This is a genomic window from Limnochorda sp. (assembly GCF_047459355.1).
Classification (GTDB): domain Bacteria; phylum Bacillota; class Limnochordia; order Limnochordales; family Limnochordaceae; genus Limnochorda.
In genome coordinates, this window is the sequence record NZ_VSCV01000015.1 from 16,416 (window position 1) to 37,211 (window position 20,796).

General features: G+C 71.6%; 21 protein-coding genes. 12 read left to right on the forward strand and 9 right to left on the reverse strand.

The genetic code is table 11. From position 1 onward, the window contains the following. Positions 1-13: 13 nt before the first annotated feature. On the forward strand, positions 14-739 hold the full coding sequence (locus FWJ67_RS06765; RefSeq protein ID WP_414482656.1) for a Crp/Fnr family transcriptional regulator: 726 nt from the start codon (positions 14-16) through the stop codon (positions 737-739). On the opposite strand, the gene FWJ67_RS06770 is transcribed toward FWJ67_RS06765, so the two are convergent. The 3 genes from FWJ67_RS06770 to FWJ67_RS06780 all read right to left on the reverse strand — a co-directional run bounded on the left by FWJ67_RS06770 (position 666) and on the right by FWJ67_RS06780 (position 3,703). Further along, positions 666-2,639 (reverse strand): heavy metal translocating P-type ATPase, encoded by a 1,974-nt coding sequence (locus FWJ67_RS06770; protein WP_304173699.1) that lies wholly within the window; start codon positions 2,637-2,639, stop codon positions 666-668. The two genes, FWJ67_RS06765 and FWJ67_RS06770, sit on opposite strands and share 74 nt — an antisense overlap. Then, positions 2,636-2,884, reverse strand: a complete 249-nt coding sequence (locus FWJ67_RS06775) for a heavy-metal-associated domain-containing protein (RefSeq protein ID WP_304173697.1) — start codon at positions 2,882-2,884, stop codon at positions 2,636-2,638. Before FWJ67_RS06775 ends, FWJ67_RS06770 begins: the two co-directional genes overlap by 4 nt. A gap of 105 nt (positions 2,885-2,989) precedes the next feature. Continuing rightward, positions 2,990-3,703, reverse strand: a complete 714-nt coding sequence (locus FWJ67_RS06780) for a Crp/Fnr family transcriptional regulator (RefSeq protein WP_304173695.1) — start codon at positions 3,701-3,703, stop codon at positions 2,990-2,992. Between the two features lie 158 nt (positions 3,704-3,861). On the opposite strand from FWJ67_RS06780, the gene pepT reads away from it, so the two are divergent. Beyond that, positions 3,862-5,124, forward strand: coding sequence for a peptidase T (gene pepT, locus FWJ67_RS06785; RefSeq protein ID WP_414481707.1), 1,263 nt, complete (start codon positions 3,862-3,864; stop codon positions 5,122-5,124). A gap of 163 nt (positions 5,125-5,287) precedes the next feature. Beyond that, positions 5,288-5,521, forward strand: coding sequence for an indolepyruvate ferredoxin oxidoreductase subunit alpha (locus FWJ67_RS06790; protein ID WP_304173692.1), 234 nt, complete (start codon positions 5,288-5,290; stop codon positions 5,519-5,521). Between the two features lie 120 nt (positions 5,522-5,641). Here the strand turns inward: FWJ67_RS06790 and FWJ67_RS06795 are convergent, their stop codons facing one another. The 4 genes from FWJ67_RS06795 to FWJ67_RS06810 all read right to left on the reverse strand — a co-directional run bounded on the left by FWJ67_RS06795 (position 5,642) and on the right by FWJ67_RS06810 (position 8,836). Further along, positions 5,642-6,718 carry a hypothetical protein gene (locus FWJ67_RS06795; RefSeq protein ID WP_414481706.1) on the reverse strand — a complete coding sequence of 359 codons (1,077 nt, stop codon included), beginning with the start codon at positions 6,716-6,718 and terminating at the stop codon, positions 5,642-5,644. 76 nt (positions 6,719-6,794) lie between these two features. Beyond that, entirely contained in the window at positions 6,795-7,424 is a 630-nt protein-coding gene (locus FWJ67_RS06800; RefSeq protein WP_414481705.1) for a hypothetical protein, read from the reverse strand. Between the two features lie 114 nt (positions 7,425-7,538). Continuing rightward, positions 7,539-8,216, reverse strand: a complete 678-nt coding sequence (locus FWJ67_RS06805; RefSeq protein ID WP_304173686.1) for a hypothetical protein — start codon at positions 8,214-8,216, stop codon at positions 7,539-7,541. 110 nt (positions 8,217-8,326) lie between these two features. Next, positions 8,327-8,836 carry a hypothetical protein gene (locus FWJ67_RS06810; protein ID WP_304173684.1) on the reverse strand — a complete coding sequence of 170 codons (510 nt, stop codon included), beginning with the start codon at positions 8,834-8,836 and terminating at the stop codon, positions 8,327-8,329. Between the two features lie 157 nt (positions 8,837-8,993). Between FWJ67_RS06810 and FWJ67_RS06815 the strand changes: the two genes are divergently transcribed. Beyond that, entirely contained in the window at positions 8,994-9,647 is a 654-nt protein-coding gene (locus FWJ67_RS06815; protein ID WP_304173682.1) for a DUF1992 domain-containing protein, read from the forward strand. Here FWJ67_RS06815 and FWJ67_RS06820 read toward each other — a convergent pair. Next, positions 9,612-11,018, reverse strand: coding sequence for an ADP-dependent glucokinase/phosphofructokinase (locus FWJ67_RS06820; RefSeq protein WP_304173680.1), 1,407 nt, complete (start codon positions 11,016-11,018; stop codon positions 9,612-9,614). The genes FWJ67_RS06815 and FWJ67_RS06820 overlap by 36 nt on opposite strands. Positions 11,019-11,247: 229 nt before the next feature. On the opposite strand from FWJ67_RS06820, the gene FWJ67_RS06825 reads away from it, so the two are divergent. The 3 genes from FWJ67_RS06825 to FWJ67_RS06835 all read left to right on the forward strand — a co-directional run bounded on the left by FWJ67_RS06825 (position 11,248) and on the right by FWJ67_RS06835 (position 15,599). Next, positions 11,248-12,885, forward strand: coding sequence for an amidohydrolase (locus FWJ67_RS06825; protein ID WP_304173678.1), 1,638 nt, complete (start codon positions 11,248-11,250; stop codon positions 12,883-12,885). Positions 12,886-12,947: 62 nt separating this feature from the next. Continuing rightward, positions 12,948-14,171, forward strand: a complete 1,224-nt coding sequence (locus FWJ67_RS06830; protein WP_304173743.1) for a rod shape-determining protein — start codon at positions 12,948-12,950, stop codon at positions 14,169-14,171. A gap of 150 nt (positions 14,172-14,321) precedes the next feature. Then, entirely contained in the window at positions 14,322-15,599 is a 1,278-nt protein-coding gene (locus tag FWJ67_RS06835) for a glycosyltransferase (RefSeq protein ID WP_414481704.1), read from the forward strand. On the opposite strand, the gene FWJ67_RS06840 is transcribed toward FWJ67_RS06835, so the two are convergent. Next, complete coding sequence (locus tag FWJ67_RS06840; protein WP_304173674.1) at positions 15,596-16,393, reverse strand: N-acetylmuramoyl-L-alanine amidase; 798 nt, start codon at positions 16,391-16,393, stop codon at positions 15,596-15,598. The two genes, FWJ67_RS06835 and FWJ67_RS06840, sit on opposite strands and share 4 nt — an antisense overlap. Positions 16,394-16,489: 96 nt before the next feature. Here FWJ67_RS06840 and FWJ67_RS06845 point away from each other — a divergent pair, with 96 nt between their 5' ends. The 5 genes from FWJ67_RS06845 (at position 16,490) to FWJ67_RS06865 (ending at position 20,778) form a co-directional block, all read left to right on the forward strand. Beyond that, entirely contained in the window at positions 16,490-17,677 is a 1,188-nt protein-coding gene (locus tag FWJ67_RS06845; RefSeq protein WP_304173671.1) for an aminotransferase class V-fold PLP-dependent enzyme, read from the forward strand. Next, positions 17,674-18,465, forward strand: a complete 792-nt coding sequence (gene tatC / locus FWJ67_RS06850; protein WP_304173669.1) for a twin-arginine translocase subunit TatC — start codon at positions 17,674-17,676, stop codon at positions 18,463-18,465. The genes FWJ67_RS06845 and tatC overlap by 4 nt, the downstream gene beginning before the upstream one ends. A 121-nt stretch (positions 18,466-18,586) precedes the next feature. Continuing rightward, a complete protein-coding gene (locus FWJ67_RS06855; RefSeq protein ID WP_304173667.1) occupies positions 18,587-19,615 on the forward strand; it encodes an NAD(P)/FAD-dependent oxidoreductase in 1,029 nt (342 codons plus the stop codon). Positions 19,616-19,739: 124 nt separating this feature from the next. Continuing rightward, a complete protein-coding gene (locus tag FWJ67_RS06860; RefSeq protein WP_304173665.1) occupies positions 19,740-20,204 on the forward strand; it encodes a CtsR family transcriptional regulator in 465 nt (154 codons plus the stop codon). 49 nt (positions 20,205-20,253) lie between these two features. Next, positions 20,254-20,778 (forward strand): UvrB/UvrC motif-containing protein, encoded by a 525-nt coding sequence (locus tag FWJ67_RS06865; RefSeq protein WP_304173663.1) that lies wholly within the window; start codon positions 20,254-20,256, stop codon positions 20,776-20,778. Positions 20,779-20,796 lie beyond the last annotated feature (18 nt).

The following is a 20,796-nucleotide window of genomic DNA, read 5'->3' on the forward strand; positions in this document are numbered from 1 at the left end:
GAGGGCAGTCACCGTGTCCTTGGCACCCGTTCCCGGCCCGCCCCGGCCCGAACCTGGCCCCAGGGGCTGGGATCCCGAAGAGATCCGGCGCCTCCTGTGGCATCACCCCTACCTGGGCCTGTTGAGCGACGATGAGCAGGAGGCCCTCCTCCAGCGCGCCCGGGTGGTCCGGGTTCGCCGGAATGGCCTCCTCTTCGCGGAGACGGAGCCCTGCCGCGCCTTCTACCTCCAGCTTTCGGGCCGGTTGAAGCTGGCCAAGCACTCCCCCGACGGGCGGGAGCAGACCCTCCGGGTGGTGGATCCCGGCGAGAGCTTCGGGGAAGCCGATGCCCTCACCGGGACCCATCTGGCCGCCGGCATCGCCCTCCGGTCCTCCCGGGTTCTGGCCCTCCCCGCCGACTTCTTCCGGCAGGCCCTCGAGAGGGGGGGCCCTGTGGCCCAGGCCCTAGCCGCCACCCTGGCGGCCGACGCCGTCCGGCTGGGCAACCTGGCGGCGGAGCTCTCGCTACTCAACGTGACGGCCCGGGTGGCCCGGCTCCTCCTCACCCGGGAGGACTGCCTGGTTGGCGCCAGCGGGGGTTTGAGCCAGCAGGAGATGGCCTCCCTGGCGGGGACGGCCCGCCAGGTGGTGGGCCGGATCCTGCGCCGCCTGGAAGAAGAGGGGATCATCGATCTGGAACGGGGGCGGATCCAGGTGCTGGATCCGGCCAGGCTGGCCGCGCTGGCGCACTGGCATTGACCCGCCCCAGCGGGGGCGGGGTGGGCCGGTAGACCAGGAGGCGGAGGCTGTTGGCGATCACCGCCAGCACGCTGCCCTGGTGGACGAGCATGGCCCACCCCAGGTGGCCGTGGCCCGAGAGGACGGCCCCCAGCAGCACGACCGCGGTGAGGATGGCCAGGGCCAGGTTCTGCCCGATGATCCGCCGGATGGTCCGGGCGAGGTCGATGGCCAGGGGAACCTGGGTGATCTCGTCCCGGGCCAGCACCACGTCGGCCACGCCTTTGGCCAGGTCGGTCCCCTCCAGGCCCATGGCGAAGGCCACCTCCGCCCGGGCCAGGGCCGGCCCATCATTCACCCCGTCGCCCACCATGCCCACCCGGTGCCCCCGGGCGACCAGGCGGGCCACTGCCTCGTCTTTCTCCGCGGGGAGCATACCGCCCCGGGCCTCATCCAGGGCCAGGGCCCGCCCCACCGCCTCCACCGCCGCGGGCCGGTCGCCGGAGAGGATGGCCAGCCGGCCGACCCCCAGGTGGCGGAGCCAGGCGAGCGCGGCGGGCGCCTCGGGGCGGAGGGTGTCCTCCAAGGCGAGGAGCCCGATGAGCCGGCCCTCGACCGCCACCATGACCGGGCTCCGGCCGGCCTCCTCTTCCCGCGCCAGGAGCGCCTGGGCCTCGGGGGGCACCGCCACCTGAGCTTCCGCCATGAGCCGGGGGCTGCCCACCAGGACCGGGCGGGCGGGGCCAGAAGCCCGGCCTGGGGGACGCACCCGGGCCTGGAGCCCCCGCCCGGGGAGAACCTCCAGCGCCTCCACCTCCCACGGCGGGTGGGGACCGGCGGCGGCCAGGACCGCCTGGGCCAAGGGGTGCTCGGAGCGGGCCTCCAGGGCGGCGGCCACCTCCAGCACCTGCTGGGGCGCCCACCCCCCGAAGCCGTGGACCTGGCTCACCCGAGGCCGGCCCTCGGTCAGGGTCCCCGTTTTGTCGAAGAGGAGGGTGTCCAGGCGGGCCAGGGACTCCACCGCGGAGGCCCGCCGGAGGAGAACCCCGTGCCGGGCGGCCACGGCCAGCCCGCTCATGAGGGCCACGGGCGCGGCCATCACCAGCGCGCCGGGGCAGGCGACCACCAGAAGGGTGAGGGAGAGGTGCAGGTCGCGGGTGAGCGCCAGGCTGGCCGCGGCCAGGAGCAGCACCAGGGGCGTGTAGACCCGACCCACCCGGTCCAGCACCTCCTGCACCCGGGGCTTGGCCTCCTGGGCCTCCAGGATTAGATCCAGCACCCGCTGGAAGGTGCTCTCCGCCCCCACCCGGGTCGCCTCCACCTCCAGGTAACCCACCTGGACCAGGCTGCCCGCGATGACCGAGTCCCCAGGCTCCACGTCCAGGGGGATGGACTCGCCCGTCACCCGGGAGGTGTCCACGCTGGCCCGGCCCGTGACCACCCGGCCATCGACGACCACCTTCTCCCCCGACCGGATCCGGACCCGATCCCCCGGGCGGATGGCCTCGACGGGTACCTCCTCCCAGCCGCCTTCCTTCAAGACCTGGGCCCGCTCGGGCATCCAGGCCATCAGCTCTTCCAGCGCCCGCCGGGTGCGGGCCAGGCTGGCTCCCTCCAGGAGGCCCCCCAAACTGTAGAGGACCGTCACCGCGGCGGCCTCCCAGGCCTCGCCCAGGAGGATGGCGCCCGCCGCGGCCAGGGTGACCAGCCCGTCGATGCTCAGGGAGCGGAAGCGCACGGCCCGCCACGCCCGGAGCGCGATGGGGGTCCCGGCGATGAGGGCGGCGGCGATCATCCCCGCCTGGGAGAAGGTGCTGAAGCCTGCCCGGCCCGCCGCCCACGCCAACAGGGTGAGGGCCCCGGCCAGGGCCGGCCCCAGCCAGGGAGGCCGGGAACGGATCTGGGGCAGCTGGGCCGTCATCGGGGCTCCTCCTGAGCCGCCACCACCGTGTACCCCAGCTGCCGGACCCGCTCGGCCACCTCGTCGGCCCCCGGGCCATCCTGGGCCAGGTCCACCACCAGCCGCTGGGAGCCAAACTGCAGGCGCGCCGCCCGCACCCCCGCCATCCGGCGGACGGTCCCCTCGATGCGGGCCACACACGAGGGGCAGGTCAACCCCGTCAGTTGAATGACACCCCGGCGCTCCACACCCTGGGTCTGAGCCATCGTCCCCAACCTCCTCACGGTAGATGCGGGCCGCCCCGGAAAGCCCTGGGGCCGCCCGGCGCCTCCATGGTACGGGGGAAGGGTGGGGATAAGCGAGGACTTAGGTCACACCCGCCAGCGGGGAGGGGCCTCCTCGCCGGCGAGGGCCCGGAGGCCCTCCCAGTCCCGCAGGTGGACCTGTCGCCCGTCCACCTGGAGGAGGCCCAGGTCCTGAAGGCGCCGCAGGGAGCGGCTCAGGCTCTCCCGGGCGCAGCCCAAGAGCCGGGCCGTCTCCGCCCGGGAGAAGGGGATCTGGAAGGTGGCCGCGCCCCCGGAGAGGCGGAGGAAGAGGCTGGCCACCCGCTCGTCCACGCTTTGGGTGGCGAGGCTGCCCGCCATCCGGGTGGTCTCGTCCAGGAGGCGGGCCAGCTCCCGCAGCAGGTCCCAGCCCAGCTCGGGCCAGGTCTCCACCGCCCGGCGGAGGGCGGCCCCGTCCAGAATGCAGGCCTCCACCGGCTCCACCGCCCGGACCTCGCCGGGCGTGGGGCGGCCGGTGAAGAGGGCCATCTCACCGAAGAACTCCCCGGGGCCCAGGAAGCGGAGGACCTGCTCCCGGCCCCCGGGGGAGGTGACCGCGTGGCGGGCCAGGCCGGCGGCCAGGATGGTCAGGTGGGTCGCCTCCTCGCCCGGGGTGAGGAGCTGGCCCGGGGCGTAGTGCCGGTGCCTTAGCTCCCGGGCCAGGTGCTCCCGGGCCGAGGCGGGCAGGCGGGCGAAGACGGGCACCCGCTCAATGCAGCTCTGGCGGCTCAAGGGCACGGGGGGCTCAGGGCCCAGCGGCATGGGCACCACCTCCTTGGGTTCATGATGATCTTTTCGGCCTGAACGCTCCCGGCCCTGGGGTACGGGGACCGGCCTTGTGGCGCCGGGAGCCATGGGCTACACTGCAAGCAAGTGGCCACGATGGCGGCCGCGGCTGGATGGGAGGGGAAGAGGCAGCGATGGACCGGAATCAGTTGCTCCACGAAGGTGTGGTGGCCAAGTTCCTCCGCTACGTCCAGGTGGAGACCACCTCCGCGGAGGAGCCGCAGACCATCCCCAGCACGCCAGGCCAGTGGGAGCTGGCCCGGATGCTGGCCGCGGAGTTGCAGGCCATGGGCTTGACCGATGTGGAGGTGGATGAGCACGCCTTCGTCACCGCCACCCTACCCGCCCGGGGGGCGGAGCATGCGCCCGTCATCGGTTTTCTCGCCCACATGGACACCAGCCCCGCCGCACCGGGCAGGAACGTGAAGCCCATCCTGCACCGGGCCTACCCCGGCGGGCCGATCCAGCTTCCCGCGGGTCCCGTCCTCCGGGAGGAGGAGCAGCCCCTCCTCCGGGAGGTGATTGGCCACGACCTGATCACGTCCAGCGGCGACACCCTCTTGGGGGCCGACAACAAGGCGGGGATCGCGGTGATCATGGAGGCCCTGGCCCGCCTCCTCAGGGATCCCAGCCACATCCACGGGACCTTGCGAATCGCGTTCACCCCGGATGAGGAGAACGGGAGCGGCATTGCCCTCTTCGACCCCGCCCGCTTCGGGGCTGTGGCGGCCTACACCGTCGATGGCGGCCCCTTGGGGGAGTTGGAGTGGGAGAACTTCAACGCCCTCAACCTGCGGGTGGTGATCGAAGGGCGGGCCGCGCACACAGGCACCGCGCGGGGAACCATGATCAACAGCCTCCACCTGGCAGCCCAGCTCATTGGGAGCGTGCCGGCCACGGCCCGACCCGAGACCACCCTGGGGAGGGAGGGCTTCATCCACGTGGACCGGATCGAGGGTTCGGTGGAGCGGGTGGCCATGGTCTGGCTCTTGCGGGACTTCACCGCTTCGGGGCTGGACGCCAAGCGGCAGTGGCTGGAACGGGCGGTGGAGGCGCTCCGCCTGGCCCACCCGGGCTGCCGGATCACGGTGGAGGCGTTGGGCGGGTACCGGAACATGCGGGAGGTGCTGGAGACCTTCCCGGAGGTGGTGGAGCGAGCCCGCCAAGCCTACCGGGATGTGGGGGTGGAGCCCGTGGAGCTCCCCATCCGGGGCGGCACCGACGGCGCTCAGCTGACTCACATGGGGCTGCCCACGCCCAACCTGTTCACCGGGGGGGTCAACTTCCACTCACGGACCGAGTGGGTTTCAGTCCAGTGGATGGAGAAGGCGGTGGAGGTCCTCCTCGCCCTGGCCCGCCGCTGGGCGGAGAGCCCGGCGCCCCAGGCTCGCCCTTGAGCAGGGGGCGGGGGAGGGCCCGGCGAAGAAGACCCCAGTTCCGTCCCGGGTTGAGGACGGCATGAAACCGGGCTGCCCTGGAGAGAAAGAAGGAGTGCAACCAGGGTCGCAGAACCTGGGAGTTCGGAAGGGGTAGCTTGGTTCCTGGAAGGGGGGGTTCGCTGTGGCCTTTGTCATCACCGAACCGTGCATTGATGTGAAGGATGCGGCGTGTGTGGAGGTTTGCCCGGTCGACTGCATCCACGAGGGCCCGGATCAGTACTACATCGACCCTGAGGAGTGCATCGACTGCGGCGCCTGCGAGCCCGAGTGCCCGGTGGAAGCCATCTTCCCCGAGGACGAGGTCCCCGAGGAGTGGGCCCACTTCATCGAGAAGAACGCCAACTTCTTCAAGTGAGGAACCCTTCTCGGGAACGGAGGGCTTGCCGCTTCCGTTTCCACCATGCAGGGCGCCTTCCCGCCGGAAGGCGCCTTTTGTTTCCCCCACACCAAGGCCCGGTGCCCAGGCTGAGGGAACCTAACGGCGCAGCTCGCCCAGGGCCTGCCGGCTCAAGGCGGCCAGGAGCGTCACGCCCGCCACGCCCATCAGGGTGTAGAGGTTCCGGACCAGGGCCGCCAGGCCCACCTGGGCCATCAGCCAAGCCAGGACGCTGACGGCCAGGGTGGTGGTCCTCCACCGAGAGACGGCCCCGCGGGCCGGACCGCGGGGAGGGGCCGGGCGTGGGAAGGGGGAGCGGTCCAGCCGGGCCACCAGCCCAAAGAGATTGGCCACCGCGGTGGTGAAGATCTCGGCCAAGAGGACCAGGCTGTAGGCGGGGCCCAGCCCCGGGGCCAGCCGGGTGGCCAGGAGGACCATGGGCAGCTCTGTCTCCTGGAGCACCTGGGGTTCCAAGGTGAAGAGGCTGAAGTGGATGGCCAGGGCCCCGCTGGCCAGGATGGCGGCCCCCACGAGGGCCCCCGGCAGCAGGGCCTGGCGGGGGCTGGCCCGCCCCAGGGGCCCCAGCACCCCCACCGCGAGGATCAGGTTGTACGATCCGTACGCCACGGCGGCGAGAGGCCAAGCCGGGAGCACCGCGGGGGCGGGTGGGGCCCACCCCGGATCCAGGGGGTGGGTGGCCAGGTTGCCGAGGGCCACCAGGAGCACGGCGCCCAGCAACCAGGGGACCACCGCCGCGATGGTCCGGACCACCCCGTCGAGGCCGAAGAGGACCGCCGTCGCCGCCCCGGCCACCAAGAGGGCAGAGCCCGCCGGGGCGGGTAGCCCCAGCTGCTCTCGGGCGACGGCCCCCGCGCCGGCCGCCATGGCTGCCAGGCCGCCCAAGAGGAAGAGGAGCAGGAGCCCATCGAGGAGGGCGGCCAGCGGGGGGGTGGCGAGCCCCGTCAGGAGCTCCCGGTGGGAGCGGGCCTGGAAGCGGGCGCCCGCCCGCAGGATCAGGTAGCCATAGCCCGCGAGAAGGGCCCCGGCCAAACCCACCCCCCAGCCGGCCTGCAGCCCGTAGAGCCCGAAGAACTGGAGGATCTCCTGCCCCGACGCGAAGCCCGCGCCGACCACCGTGCCGGCGAAGGCGGCCCCTACCCGGAGGGCGGCCCCCATGATCTCCCTGCCCCTGGTGGTGTTGCCGGCCATGGTCCAGCATACGCCGGGGGCAGGGGGCTAGCACGGTTGGGGCCTAGAAGCCGCCGAAGATGAGGCCGATGCGGAAACCTGGCCGCTGGATGGCCCTCAGATCACCCAGCGCGGCGCTGCTCCCCATGGGGATGGGGAAGGTGTAGGTGACCCCAACCTGGGCCGTCCCCAGCTGGCCCAGCCCGAACTCGATGGCCGCCTCCGGCCGGAAGAGGAGGAAGGCGAGCCGCTCGGGCTGGGACCCGTGCTGCAGGGAGGCCATCCCGAGACCGAAGAGGACGCCGAGGCTGGTCCGTGGGGTGACCGCCGGGAAGGCCCCCTGGGCCCCGGGCAGGTACGCGGCGTGGATGCCGCCGTAGCTGAGGCTGAAGCTGGGGCCGTCCCCCGTCGGGGCCGTCTGGCCCGCCGCACCGTACCCGCCCACCCGCCAGGCCTGGTGTCGGCCGAAGCCGCCCCCACCCTGGAGCACCAGCATCTCGGGGAGGGCGGGGAGGCCCAATTCCGCCGGGTCGATGAGGAGGAGCTCTACCATGGGCCCGCCCCCACCGGTGAGGAGCCCCTGGGCCCCAACCGATCCGGCCGCGGTCAGGACCAGGAGGACCATGCCCGCCGCGGCGAGGAGCGCTGCAGCCTTGCCCCGGCCGCGGGCGGTGGATGCTGCCAAGACCGCCATGATCCATGCCTCCTTCCCGATGCGCGCCCAGGCGCACCGGTCGATGGTCGCCGCCTTAGCTATCGGTCGGGGCGGGGCGGAGATGAAGGCTGGCGAGGGGCGCAGGCCTCGGGGTCAAGGAGCGTCCGACCAGGAGAAGCCGTGGTAGCGCAGGGTGAGGGTGAGGCCCCACGGGGAGACCCGGATCTCTTGGTTGCGGACCACCTGGTGTCCCAGCTCCAAGCCGTACTCCAGGGTGGAGTCGATGCTCCCCCACCAGTAGGTGAGGGCGATGCGCCGCAACTCCCCTGTCTTCAGCGAGATCCAGATGGAGCCCTTCTGGGCGCCGGAGGCTCCTTCTTTCAGGGTGCCTTGGAACAGGGCTTGGGGTTCCCCCTCGAGGAGCTCCACGCCCACAAAGTTGAAATCGAAGTCGGCCAGGTAGGTCCGGGCGTCGCGGAGGACCGTCTCAATCTCCCGGGGAACGAAGGCGGGCGCCTTCTCCACGCTGACCACCGCCCGCGGGCCTTGCTGCTCCACCGTGGCCACGAAGGGCGCCCGGAGACCCACCAGGGAGACGTGCCCATCCACCTGGAAGCGAACCCCTCCTTGATCGAGAGGCCGCCGCTCGATGAGTTGCTCCAGAATCTGGTAGGCCTCGCCTGGGTCCAGGGTGAACGGGTCGGGGGCTTGGGCGCTCACCCGGCCCACCCCGCCCAGCCCGACCAGAGCCAGGGCCAGGAGGGCGGCCAGCCAGCCTTGCCAAACGCCCCGGGCCGTCCTTCGGGTCTGAGGGAGTTGGGCCCTCCTCACGCCTTCCCTCCTCGCCACGGGCTTGGGCGTCTTGCGCCGCCAGTATAGCATACAGGTCCGAGAAGAGAGAAGATGGTGGCAAAAGGCTGGGAGAGGGACGGGCCGGGGCCTCATCCGGCGGCGCGGGTCGTCCGGGGCAGGGCGAGGCCCGGCAGCCCCAGGCCCGGGGGGAAGGCCTCGCCCTCGCCGGCCCGGAGGGCGGCCCCCACCTGGGTGGCCATGGGTTCTTCGATCATCTGAAGGTAGGCCTCCAGAGAGACGGGGATCTGGAGGGCCTGGAGGATCCGGAAGCCCCGCACGAAGGCGGAGCGCTCGATCTCCCAGGGCACCTGGGACCAGTGGTGGTGGCGGATCCGCTCCAGCTCCTGGGGCTTTTCGTCAAAATCGAGGACATGGCCCAGCTCGTGGGCAAGAATGACCACCAGGAAGGAGAGGGATTGGCGGCTCAGATCGGGGGTCCAGACATCGAGAATCCGCTCCTCCGGATGGTAGAGCCACTGCTCCCGGACCTGGCCCGGCCGCAGGCGGACCCCCAGGGCCTGAAAGGAGCGGAGCAGCCGGAGGATGTACTGGTTTCTGGGAAACTGGCCCATCAGGTTGTCGGTCGGGTGCGGGCTCATGGCCGGGCCTCCTCGAAGGTTTCCAGAGCCTTCGGCCTCCAAGGGACCGCCTCCTGGTGCCGCGGGGTGGCAATGGCTGCCAGGGGGCCGCAGGATCCTCGGAGAGGGGGCGCCGCCCGCCGGGCTGGGTCCGGGCTGGGCAAAGGAGGGATGGCTGGTGGGTTGGGGTCCCTTCCCCTTTCCCGGGGAATCGGAGGTCGATTGGGTGGCCCTGGTGGCCGAAGCCCGGATCGAAGAGGCCATGAAAGAAGGCCGTTTTGACAACCTTCCAGGCCGGGGAAAGCCCCTCCAGCTGAAAGAGTACCCCTTCGTGCCGGCCCGGCTGCGGGTTCCTTACAAGATCCTGCACGACGCGGGGTTGGCCCCGGCCTGGATCCAACGGAGCCAGACCCTGGCCGAGCTGGAGGAGCGGATCGGCCAGGTGATGGAAGAACACCTGGCCTGGCTAGCCCGGGAGCGGGAGGCCCAGGAGCGCCTGGCGGCCCAAGGGACGGCCTCAAGCCGGGAGCAGGCCCGGGCCCGCCTGGAGCTGGCCCGTCGGGCCCACGGACACGCCGTCGCCCAGGTCCGGGAGCTGATGGAGGCCCGCAACCGAGCCCTCGACCAGTTCAACCAGATGGTCCCCAACATCCTCTGGCAGAAGGGGCGCTGGTCCATCCCCGAACGGCTGGCCCGGTTCGAGGCGGCGTGCCGCGACGCCTTCCCCGGGCTGACGGCGGGGGCTGGCCCTCCCTCGTCGGCGGCAACGCCCCCGCCCGGTACCCCCCTGCCCCCGTCAGGCGGGGGTCCAGAGGGTGAAGGGGATGGCTGAGATGAGATCCCCCAGGCCCACCGTCCACAGCGGGCGGTCCACCCAGCGGGTGGGCATGCCCACCAAGGTCAGCCCCTGCCACTGGAGTCCTGGGCCGTCCAGGCTCCCCGTCACCCCGGGAAGCTCACTCAACGCCTGCAGCAGCTCCAGCCCGGTGGACGCCAAGGGGGTGGCCAGGTGGTCGGCGAGGGCGGCGGGTGTGGCCCGCCCCCGGGCGGAGCGGGCGGCGGCGGCCAGGGCCGTGTAGGCCAGGGCCAGCCGCTCCAGGAGGGCCCTTTCGGGGCGGGTGGTGGAGGTCAGGTAGAGGCCGGGCATGTGCAGCTGGATCCGCTGAAGGCCTGTCCTTTGGTGGAGGAGGTGGAGGGTCTCCAGCATCCAGCGGGGCCCGGGCCGTGCCGGCCAGTCGGGATGGCCCAGGTCGTGGGCCATCAGCCCCAGCTCCGCCTCGTTGAGGCCGAGGCTCTGCACCTGGGGCAGGAGGTGCTGGAGGAGGTACGTCCGGATCTGGGGCGAGGCCATGGAGGCCCACTCGTAGTGGATGAGGAGGCCGGGCGCCTCCGCGCGGACCGTGGCCAGCCCTTCCAAGAGGGGACCGGCCCAGGTGTCGAAGCGGCTCCCGTCGGGATAGGTCTCGGAGAGGAGCTGGAAGCCCGAGAGGATCAGGTGGCTGAACTCCCGGGCGTAGGGGGCAAAGGCCCGCAGCCACTGGGTCCCCTCGCCCAGGCGGTGGTTCCCCGGGTTCCAGGCGGCGATGAACCGGTTGGCCCGGGTGGTGGTCAGGGTGCGGCCGGGCAGGGGGAGGGCCATCCCCTTCGGGTACTCGAAGATCCAGTGGAGGGCTCCTTCCCGGGCGGGCGTGGGCGCCTCCGAGATGGGAACGGGTCCCTCAGGGGCCAGGACCAGGATCTGGGGCGCCTGGGCCAGGAGCTGGGCCAGTTGGGGGTGGAGGGGAGGGGTGAACACCAAGACCCGGGGCAGGCCCAAATCGGCCAGGGCGAGGGCCATGTTCCCCGAGTTCCCTCCCACCGTCGGCTGGTCCACGGGGAAGTGCTCCATGAGCCAGTGGAAGGTGGTTTCGTCGGTGATGACCCGTTCTAGGGCGGTGCTCCGGCTGACGGACCAGGCGATGGCCGCGAAGAGATCGGCCGGGGAGCGGAGCTCTCCGGGCGCGTGCTCAAGGCCGCGGGCGGCCGCCTCCTGCCATGTCGGGTCCGTGGCCAGCAGGTGCGCCAGCTCCTGGGGCCGGGCCCGATGGAGGCCGTCCACCACCGTGTGGAAGGCCAGGGCCACACCTCGGACGGCTCCAATCTTCTCAGGGATGACGGCCAGCGCCTCCTGGTAGATGGCCTGCCACCGGTCTGGGCTCACCATCGCCCCACCGCCTTTCCCGTTGGCTCTCTTCCCGGCTCCTGGTTCGCCCTGGACCCGGGCCCTTCCTCTGCCCAGCCCCTTCCCGGCGGGCCTGCCCAGGGATCCCGAGCGGGAAACCCTGGACGCCGAAGCTGGCCCCTGAACGGAGCGGGGATGGTGCCGAATCCATCATTTGGGAGGAAGGGCTCGCGACGGGCGGGAACTCTTCCCAGCAGGAGGCGCGAACCGATTGCAGGAGATCCTCATCGTCAACGGCCGGGTTCACACCATGAGCCCCCTGGGGACCCTTCCCGGCGCGGCGGTGGCCCTGCGGGCGGGCCGGGTGGTGGGTGTGGGCCCTGAAGAGGCCATGCGCCGTCTCTTGGGGCGGTCGGTCCTGCGGGTCGATGCCCAGGGCGGCTCGGTCCTGCCCGGGTTCACCGATGCCCATATCCACCTCACCGCGTTCGCCCAGCGGGCGCACCAGGTCGATCTCCGGGGGGTCCGCCACCTCACCGAGGCCTTGGAGCGGGTCCGGGCCCAGGTGGCTGAGCTGCCCCCGGGCGCGTGGGTGCTGGGCGGGGGCTTCGACCTCAATGGGTGGACGGGCGAGGCCCCGACCGCCGCTGCCTTGGATCAGGTGGCCCCCGAGCACCCCGTCGCCTTGGGGAGCAAGGACGGCCACCAGGTCTGGGTGAACAGTCTGGCCCTCCAGCAGGCGGGTTTCGGCGATGGGGCGGGGGACCTGCCGGGCGGGGTGGTGGAGCGGGACGCCGCAGGCCGGCCCACGGGCATCCTCAAGGAACGGGCCGCGGAACGGGTGTGGGCGGCGGTCCAGGAGCCGGAGCCGGCCGTCCTGCGGGAGCTGGTCTTGCGGGCCCAGGAGCGCCTCCATGCCCTGGGCATCACTGGGGTCCACGTGCCCGAGGGCGCTGGGGCTTTCCGGCTCCTCCAGAGCCTGGCCCAGGCCGGGGAGTTGGCCCTCCGGGTCACCTTCATGCTCCCCGTCCAGCTCCTGGAGGCGGCGGTCCAGCTTGGGCTGCAGGATGGCTTCGGCAACGACCTCCTCCGCCTTGGGCCGCTGAAGATCTTCAGCGACGGCACCCTGGGGGCCCAAACGGCCGCTATGCTGGAGCCCTACGTGGGCCGGGAGGCCGACGGCTACCGGGGCGTGGTGACCATCGAGCCCGAGGAGCTGCACGAGGTGGTGGCTCAGGCCACCCAGGCAGGCTTGGCGGTAGCCATTCATGCCATCGGCGACCGGGCCAACCGGATGGCCCTCGACGCCCTGGAGCCGTGGGTCTTTCAGAGCCGGCGCCGGGGCTTGCGCCACCGGATTGAGCACGCGCAGCTGGTCGATCCCAAGGATCGGGTCCGGTTTGGGCAGTTGGGGGTGGTCGCCTCCGTCCAGCCCATCCACGGGCCTTACGATCGGGAGCTGGTCCGGCGCCACTGGGGGCCCGAGCGGGCCCAGTGGGCCCATGCCTGGCGCTCGCTGCGGGCCGCGGGAGCCCGGCTCGCCTTCGGTTCCGACGCTCCGGTGGAGAGCCCCGATCCGCTCCTGGGCGTGTATGCGGCCCTCACCCGGCGGCTGCCCCACCAGGCGGACGAGCCCCTGGAGGCGCACGAGGCCCGGGAACGGCTCACCCTGCACGAGGCCTTGGAAGGGTACACCACGGGGGCCGCGTACGCTTCGGGCGAAGAGCGGGTGAAAGGGAGCCTGGAGCCGGGGAAGGTGGCCGATCTGGTCATCTTGAGCCATGACCTGGTCCGGCTGCCCTTGGAGGCGTGGGGGGAGCTGCACGTCCGGGGGACGGTGTGGAATGGCCGGATGGTCCACCAGACGCCCGACCTTCCGGTGGAGATGGACGTGCGGGTCGGTTCGTGAAGCTTTGGAGCGCGCGGGCAAAGGGCGGCTCGGGTTGGCAAGGGGTGGGTGTCTTGGGACGGATGCGACGCTGGTGGCGTAGGGATTACTTTCTCGATCTGGGGGCGACGACCACCCTCTTTGCGGCCGCAGGAGATCCCGCCTTCCGGTCGGAGGCGAGCCTCCTCATCCTCCGGCGGGGGCTGGCCGCGCCGTACGCGGCCGGGGACGCCGTCCGCCACCTGATCGGGCGGCTGCCTCCCAGCTTCCGGCTGGCCCGGCCGTACCGGGACGGCCGGCTGGAGGACGCGGATCTCCTCGAGCAACTCCTCCGGAGCTTGATCGGCGAGCGCCTCCACGGCGGCTGGCGCCGCCGCCACGTGTGGGTCACCCTCTCCATGGCCAGCAGTCCGGCCGAGCGGCAGGCGGCGGTCAAGGTCCTGCGGAACCTGGGGGCGGGCCGGGTCTATCTCACCGCAGAGCCCTTCGTCATCGCCTTGGGCGCGGGGGATCTGGACGAGCCGGGTGGGGTGGCGGCGGTGATCAACGTGGGGGGCGAGTCGACGGAGCTGGCGGTCCTGGTCCGGGACGCCGTGGTGGCCGCCCGGGTGATCCCGGTGGGCGGCCGGGCCCTGGACGAGACGGTCCGGGCGTGGGCCCTGACCCAGATGGGCGTGGAACTGAGCCCCTTGATGGCCGAGGAGGCCAAGTTCCGCTTGGGCCACCTCCGCCCGCCCGAGGGGTCGGAGGTGGATCCCATTCCTGTGGCCGGGAAAAATCTGAAGACGGGCCTTCCCGCCCGGATCCAGGTGGACCCCGAGGTCTTCCGGGCTCGGGTGATGGAGCAGATCCACCAGATCGCGGCCGCCTTCGGCCGCCTGGTGGAAGGGTGCAGCGCGGAGGTGGCCGCCGACCTGGTGGAGCGGGGCGTGGTCCTGGTCGGGGGCGGCGCCCGTCTGGGCGGGTTCGACCAGGTCCTGGCGGAAGCGCTGGAGCTCCCCGTCCGGACCGAGCCGGAACCGGACGCCTTCCTCCTCCAGGGCTTCCAGCGGTGGGCCGCCCAGCCCACGGTCATCCCCGCGGAGGGGGTCCGCCGGCCCGCCCGAGAACGGGAGAAGGGAATCTTCCCCGGGGTCCCGGGAGGCGACGGCGTCTGGTACCCCAACGGACCCGTGGACCTGGACGGCGGGGTCTGGGACGGGGTGGTGGGAGGGGCCGACCAGGCGGCCGCTGCCCAGGAGCCCGACGGGGCCGGCGACGAGGAGCCGGTGGAGGCCTCCCGCCCACCGGGCCCGGGGGAGGCCTGACCGGAGCCGGAGGAAGCACCCGGCCGGGCCTCGAGCGGCGGAGCGGAGGAAGCGGGGCCTCTACGGCGAAGAGCGGTCTGGGCGGTGGGATCGTCACAGGGTTTCCCCCCGGCGCTGCGCGCCAATCGGACCGCCCGAAGGAGGACAGCGATGAAGCAGGTGACGGTTCCCACCTTGCAGGTGGAGGCCTACGCGTCCCTCGCCGGTGAGGCGGCGGTGGAGCGGATTCGCGCTCTAGCCCGTCCCCTGGAAGGGCTGCGGGTCGTGCACGTCAACGCGACCGCCTACGGCGGAGGGGTTGTGGAGCTGTTGTACCCGCTGGTGGGCCTGATGAACGGCCTCGGGATCCCCACCGAGTGGTGGGTGCTGGAAGGGACCGATGCCTTCTTCAATGTGACCAAGACGGCCCACAACGGGCTCCAGGGCGCAGACGTGGCCATCGACCCGGCCATGCAGGCGATCTACCGGGAGGTCAACCTGGCCAACAGCCGGTTCGATTGGGATCGTTACGATCTGGTCATCATCCACGACCCCCAGCCGGCGGCCCTGGCCAGCCTCGTCGGCGAGCGAAAGGCGCCGTGGATCTGGCGGTGCCACATTGACCTGTCCACGCCCAATCCCGATGTGTGGGCGTGGATCCGGCCGTACGTGGCGGCCTACGACGGGGCCATTTTCAGCCTGGCCCAGTACGTCCAGCGGGACCTGACCCTGCCCCTGATCGCCATCATCCCTCCGTCCATCAACCCCTTGAGCGAGAAGAACCGGGATCTGGAGCCGGCGGAAGTGGAGGCGGTACTGGAGCGCTTTGGGATCGACCGGAACCGGCCCCTCATCACCCAGATCTCCCGGTTCGACCCGTGGAAGGATCCCCTGGGCGTCATCGACGCCTACCGGCTGGTCAAGGAGGCCATCCCGGGGGTCCAGTTGCTCCTGGTGGGTTCCATGGCCACCGACGACCCGGAAGGCTGGACCTTCTACGACCGGACCCTGCGGCGGGCGGGTGAAGACGGGGATATCTTCGTCCTGGCCAACCTGCACGGGGTCCACGACCGGGAGGTGAACGCCTTCCAGCGGGCCTCGGACGTGATCATCCAGAAGTCCCTCCGGGAGGGCTTCGGCCTGACGGTGACCGAGGGGCTCTGGAAGGGCCGGCCGGTGGTGGGGGGAGAGACGGGCGGCATCCCCCTGCAGATTCAGGATGGCCAGAACGGCTTCCTGGTCGATTCGGTGGAAGCCTGCGCCGAGCGGACCCGGTGGCTCTTGGAGCACCCCGATGAGGCGAGCCAGATGGGCGCCCGGGGGCGGGAGCACGTGCGGGAGCACTTCCTGTCCACCCGGGAGCTGGAAGACCATCTCCAGCTCATGGCCCGGGCGCTGAAGATCACACCGCCGGTGACGCCCCGGGAGGGCCTCTTCCTCGCGGGCTAGGGGCTGCAGCGGCCCTCCTCCCCATGGTCCGGCGGTCGGCGCCATTCGGCGGCGGCGGTCAGGGTGGGCCGCTCCAGGACCGGAGGCGTGGCGCGGCCGGCGTGGTAGGCCACAATGCCGGCCGCAATCGCCTCGGCGATGGCCTGGCGCCCGCCGGGACTGGCCAGCTGCTCCCGGTCCGTGCTGGAGGTGAGGAAGCCAGCCTCCACCAGCACCGTCGGGTAGGGGACGTGGCGGAGCAGGTAGAAGTCGCCCGGGAGGATGCCGTTCTGGTTGCCCGGGAGGACCCGCTCCAGCTCAGCCTGGATGTGGGCGGCCAGGCGGCGGCTCTCGGGCAGGTGGGGCTGGTAGAAGACCATAGCGCCCGACAGGTGGTCGGAGCTGGCCGCGTTGACGTGGAGGCTGACCAGGATGGCGGCGCCCACCTCCCGGGCCAGCTTCACCCGGGCTTGAAGGTCCCGCAGGTGGCGCCCCCGGACCGTCGGCTCCAGGGGGTCCAGGTCCCGATCGGTGGCCCGGCCCAGGAGGGCGGGGACCTGTTGGGCCTCCAGCCGGTTCTTCAGCTCTAAAGCCAGGTCCAGGGTGATCTCCTTCTCCAGGAGGTCGCCCCAGTGGCAGCCCGAGTCGATGCCGCCGTGGCCTGGGTCAATGAGGACCCGGAAGGGGACCGGGCGGGGCTCCGGCGGGGGAAGGGCGCCGGCGTCGATGAGGAAGAGTCCGGCCGCCCCGAGGGTCCCCAGGAGCAGGAGCAGGGTCCATCCGGGGATGACCAGAATGGGGCGGAGCCTGGGCACCGGTTCTCGCCTCCCGGGCTGGAGTGGGCGGTGTGCGTCATCCTACGCGGCGGCCGCTCCCACCAGAACCAGAAGGCTGGAGGGGGGAGGACGATCATGGCCCAGTGGGTGGAGGCCCTGCGCCGTCAGCTGCCGGTCACCCGGCAGTGGATCTACATGAACACGGGCACCTCAGGCCCGGTGCCGGAGCCTGCCTTGGAGGCGGAAGCCCAAGCCGCCCGGGCCATGAGCGAGGCCGGCCCGGGCCGGGAGGCGACGGTGCGGGCTGGCGAAGCCCGGCTGGAGACGATCCGGCAGGAGTTGGCCCGGTTCCTGGGCACCAGCCCGGAGCGGCTCAGCTTGACCCAGAGCACCAGCGACGGGATCGCCAAGGTGGTGGCCGGCCTGCCCTGGCGACCGGGCGATGAGGTGATCACCTCCGAGCTGGAGCACGCCTCGGGGATCCTCCCCTTCGCCTACCTGCGGGACCGGGCGGGGGTGCGGGTCCGGCTGCTCCGGCCCCGGGACGGGGTGTGCCTGACGGTCGATGAGCTGCGGGAGGCCCTCACGCCCCGGACCCGTCTGGTCTGCATGAGCCACGTCTCCTACAGCACCGGCGCCCGGCTGCCGGTGGAGGCCGCGGCCGAGATGGTCCAACAGCACGGGGCCCTCCTCCTGGTGGACGGCGCCCAGTCGGCGGGCGTTCTTCCCGTCAATCTGGAGGCCCTGGGCGCGGACGCCTATGCCGTGCCCGGCCAGAAGTGGCTCCTCGGCCCGGAAGGGACGGGGGTGCTGGCCATCACCCCCCGGGCCCAGGAATGGGTGGCCCCCACCAGCCTCGCCTGGGCGTCGGTGGACCACGGCGACGGTCCCGCCCATCCCCTGGCCTACCGGCTCAAGCCGTCGGCCCGGCGGTACGAGCTGGCCACCATGAGCCTGCCCCTCTTCGAGGGGCTGCGGGCGTCGGTGGCCATCCTGGACCAGGTGGGGGCGACGGCCGTTTGGGAGCGGGTCGCCTCCCTGGCGACCCGGCTGAAGGAGGGGTTGGCCGCCCGACCCGGGGTGGAGCTGATCACGCCCCTGGAGGCCGACCGCTCCGCGGGGCTGGTCACCTTTAAGCTCCGGGGCGTGCCCGCCCCGGAGGCGGCCCGGCTCCTGACCGAGCGGTATCGGGTGGTGGGGCGGTGGGTGCCCCGGCCCGAGGCGGTCCGGCTCTCCGTCCACCTCTTCAATACCGAGGACGAGGTGGAGCGGGTCTTGGAGGCCATCGATGAACTGGTTGCGGGTGGGAGGCGCGAGCGGTGACGGAGCTGGAGCAGGAACAGCACGAGAGCCAGGATCGGAGCGGGGGCGGTGGGGAGCTTCAGGCGGCCCTGGCCGCCCTGGAGCGGTTCATGGCCCGGGCCCGGCGGCGGCTGCTCATCATCGTGGGCACCTTCCTCACCCTGGTCATGGTCGCCTTCTTCGCGGGGGAACGCTTCCTTGAGGAGCTGCTGGCCGTCCAGCCCCGCCTCAGCTCGCTGGTCTTCCTCTCGCCGGCTGAGGCCCTGGTCAGCCAGTTCAAGCTGGCCCTGGGGCTGGCCGCCATCGGCACCTACCCCGTCTTCCTCTGGCAGATCTGGCAGCTGGTCCGGGACCGGGCCCGGGGCGGCTCCCGGATGATCTACTGGGTGGTCCCCCTGGCCAGCCTCCTCTTTGCCGGTGGGGCGGCCTTCGCCTTCTTCCTGGTCCTGCCCACCACCCTTGCCTTTTTCTTGAGCTTTGCCAGCCCGGAGCTGGAGGCGATGATCTCCACCAGCAGCTTCGTCAACTTTGTCCTGTACCTGACCCTGCCCTTCGGGTTCCTCTTCCAGTTCCCGGTGATCGTCTACTTCATGGCCCGGGTCGGCCTCCTCAGCCCCGGTTTCCTCGCCCACAACCGGCGGTACGCTATCCTGCTGGTCTTCATCCTGGCCGCCTTCCTGACACCGGGAACCGATCCCTTCTCCCAGCTGCTCCTGGCCATCCCCATGGTGGTCCTCTACGAGGTGGGCCACCTGGTCGCCCGGCTCGCCTGGCGCCGCCGGCGCCGGGCCGAGGTGGCCCAAGGCTGACGATTGGAACCCGGAATCGACTTTGTTATAATGAGCGAGCGCGTGGCATCGGCGAGCCCGTCGAATCCGCGCCGTCCAGCCGGCAGGCTGGGCAGATGGCCTCAGCGGGGTGACAAACGTCTTGGACAGACTGGAGCGCTCCCTCGGGGATGGGGGATCGGGGACGGACGAGCGGGTGTACGACATTACCATCATCGGCGGCGGCCCCACCGGGCTCTTCGCGGCCTACTACGCGGGCGAGCGGGATATGTCCTGCAAGATCATCGAAAGTTTGAACCAGTTGGGGGGCCAGCCCGCCGCGCTCTATCCGGAGAAGACCATCTATGACGTGGCCGGCTTCCCGGAGGTGCTCGCCAAGGACCTGGTGGCCCGGCTGGTGGAGCAGGCCCTCCAGCGGAACCCCACCGTCTGCTTGGGGGAAGAGGTGCTCCACATCACCCAGGAGGCGGACGGCGTCTTCCGCCTGGAGACCACCAAGGGGGTCCACTTCTCCCGGTCGGTGCTGGTGGCCGCAGGCGTCGGGGCCATGACCCCGCGGAAGCTCCGGGTGCCCGGCGCTGAGGCGCTGGAAGGGCGGGGACTGGCCTACCAGGTGGACTCCCTCGAGAGCTACCAGGGGGCTCGGGTTCTGGTCGTCGGCGGGGGCGATTCGGCCGTCGACTGGGCCCTCATGTTGGAGCCCGTGGCCCGGGAGGTGGTCTTGATCCACCGCCGGCACGGCTTCCGGGCCCATGAGAGCAGCGTGAAGCGCCTGAAGGCGTCGCGGGTCCGGGTGATGACGCCCTATGAGCTCCGGGCGCTCCACGGGGACGGCCGAGTGACCGGGGCCACCATCTTCCACAACCAGACGGACGAGGAAGAGGAGCTGGAGCTGGACCACGTGGTGGTCAGTATCGGCTTCGAGATGGACCTGGGCCCCATCCGGACGTGGGGCCTGGCGATGGACGACCAGGGCATCGTCGTCGACACCCGGATGGCCACCTCCATCCCGGGGATCTTCGCGGCCGGCGATCTGGTCTCGTACCCCGGCAAGGTGAAGCTGATTGCCACCGGGTTCGGTGAAGCGGCGACGGCGGTCAACAACGCCAAGATCTTCGTCGACCCCGAAGCCCGTCTCTTTGCGGGGCACTCCACCAGTCGGAAGCGCTGAAGGCCAGCCTTCATGGGCCCGGGCGGTGGCCGCCCGGGCTTTTTTCCATATGGGGGCTTGACCGGGCCGGGCCCGTGCTATAATAGGCATGGAAGGTCAGGAAAGGTCAGTACGGGGGTCGGAGATGGCAACGCTGGCAGAACAAATCGAGGCACACCTGAAGCGGCTGCTGGCAGCTTCCAACGGCATCATCGAGATCCAGCGCCGTGAACTGGCCCGTCTGTTCGCCTGTGTGCCCTCTCAGATCAACTACGTCCTGGAGACCCGGTTCACCCCCGAACGGGGGTACCGGGTGGAGAGCCGCCGGGGCGGCGGGGGCTACATCCGGATCACCTGGCTGGGGCCGTGGCAGGAGGGATCCGAGCCCATCAAGGCCTGGCCGCCCTGGAGGGCCATCGGCTCCGAGGTGGAGGCCGAGTACGCGGAGGAGCTGGTCCGGGTCCTGGAGGCTGACGGGTGGTTGGAGCCCCGGCAAGGGGTCCTGGTCCGGACTGCCTTGGACCAAGCTACTGGAGACCTGGAAGGACGGATGGCGGACCGGGTTCGGGCCCGGGTCCTGCGGTCCATCCTCATGGTCTTGCTCCAGTAGGGGTCAGGCTCAGGGAGCCCTGGGCAGCTCTGGCGGAGGGGGTGGGGTCATGCTGTGTGAAGACTGCCATGAGCGGGAAGCGACGGTCCACATCACCCATGTGGTCAACGGGGAGCGGAGTGAGGCCCACCTGTGCGAGCGCTGCGCCCAGAAGCGGAGCGAGAGTGAGGGGGTCGCCCCCTTCGGGCTCCAATCGTTCCTCAAGGGGCTCTTCGACCCCGAGACCCTCTTCGGGCCCGGCGCCTCGGGAGGGTTGGCAGGCGTCGAGCGGGTGGAACGGTGCCAGCGCTGCGGGCTGAGCCTGGATGACTTCCGCCGGCTGGGCCACCTGGGGTGCAGCCACTGCTACCAGCAGTTCCACCGGCAGCTCCTGCCGGCGCTCCAGCGGATCCACGGCGCCACCCGGCACCGGGGCAAGGTGCCGAGCCGGGGGAACGAGACGGTCCTCCTCCGCCGGGATCTGAAGCAGCTGCGGGAGCAGCTGAACGCGGCCATCCAGCGGGAGGCGTACGAGGAGGCGGCGGTGCTCCGGGACCGGATCCGGGCCCTGGAGGAGCAGCTGGGCGCCTCGTGACGGCCGCCGCGTCCAAGG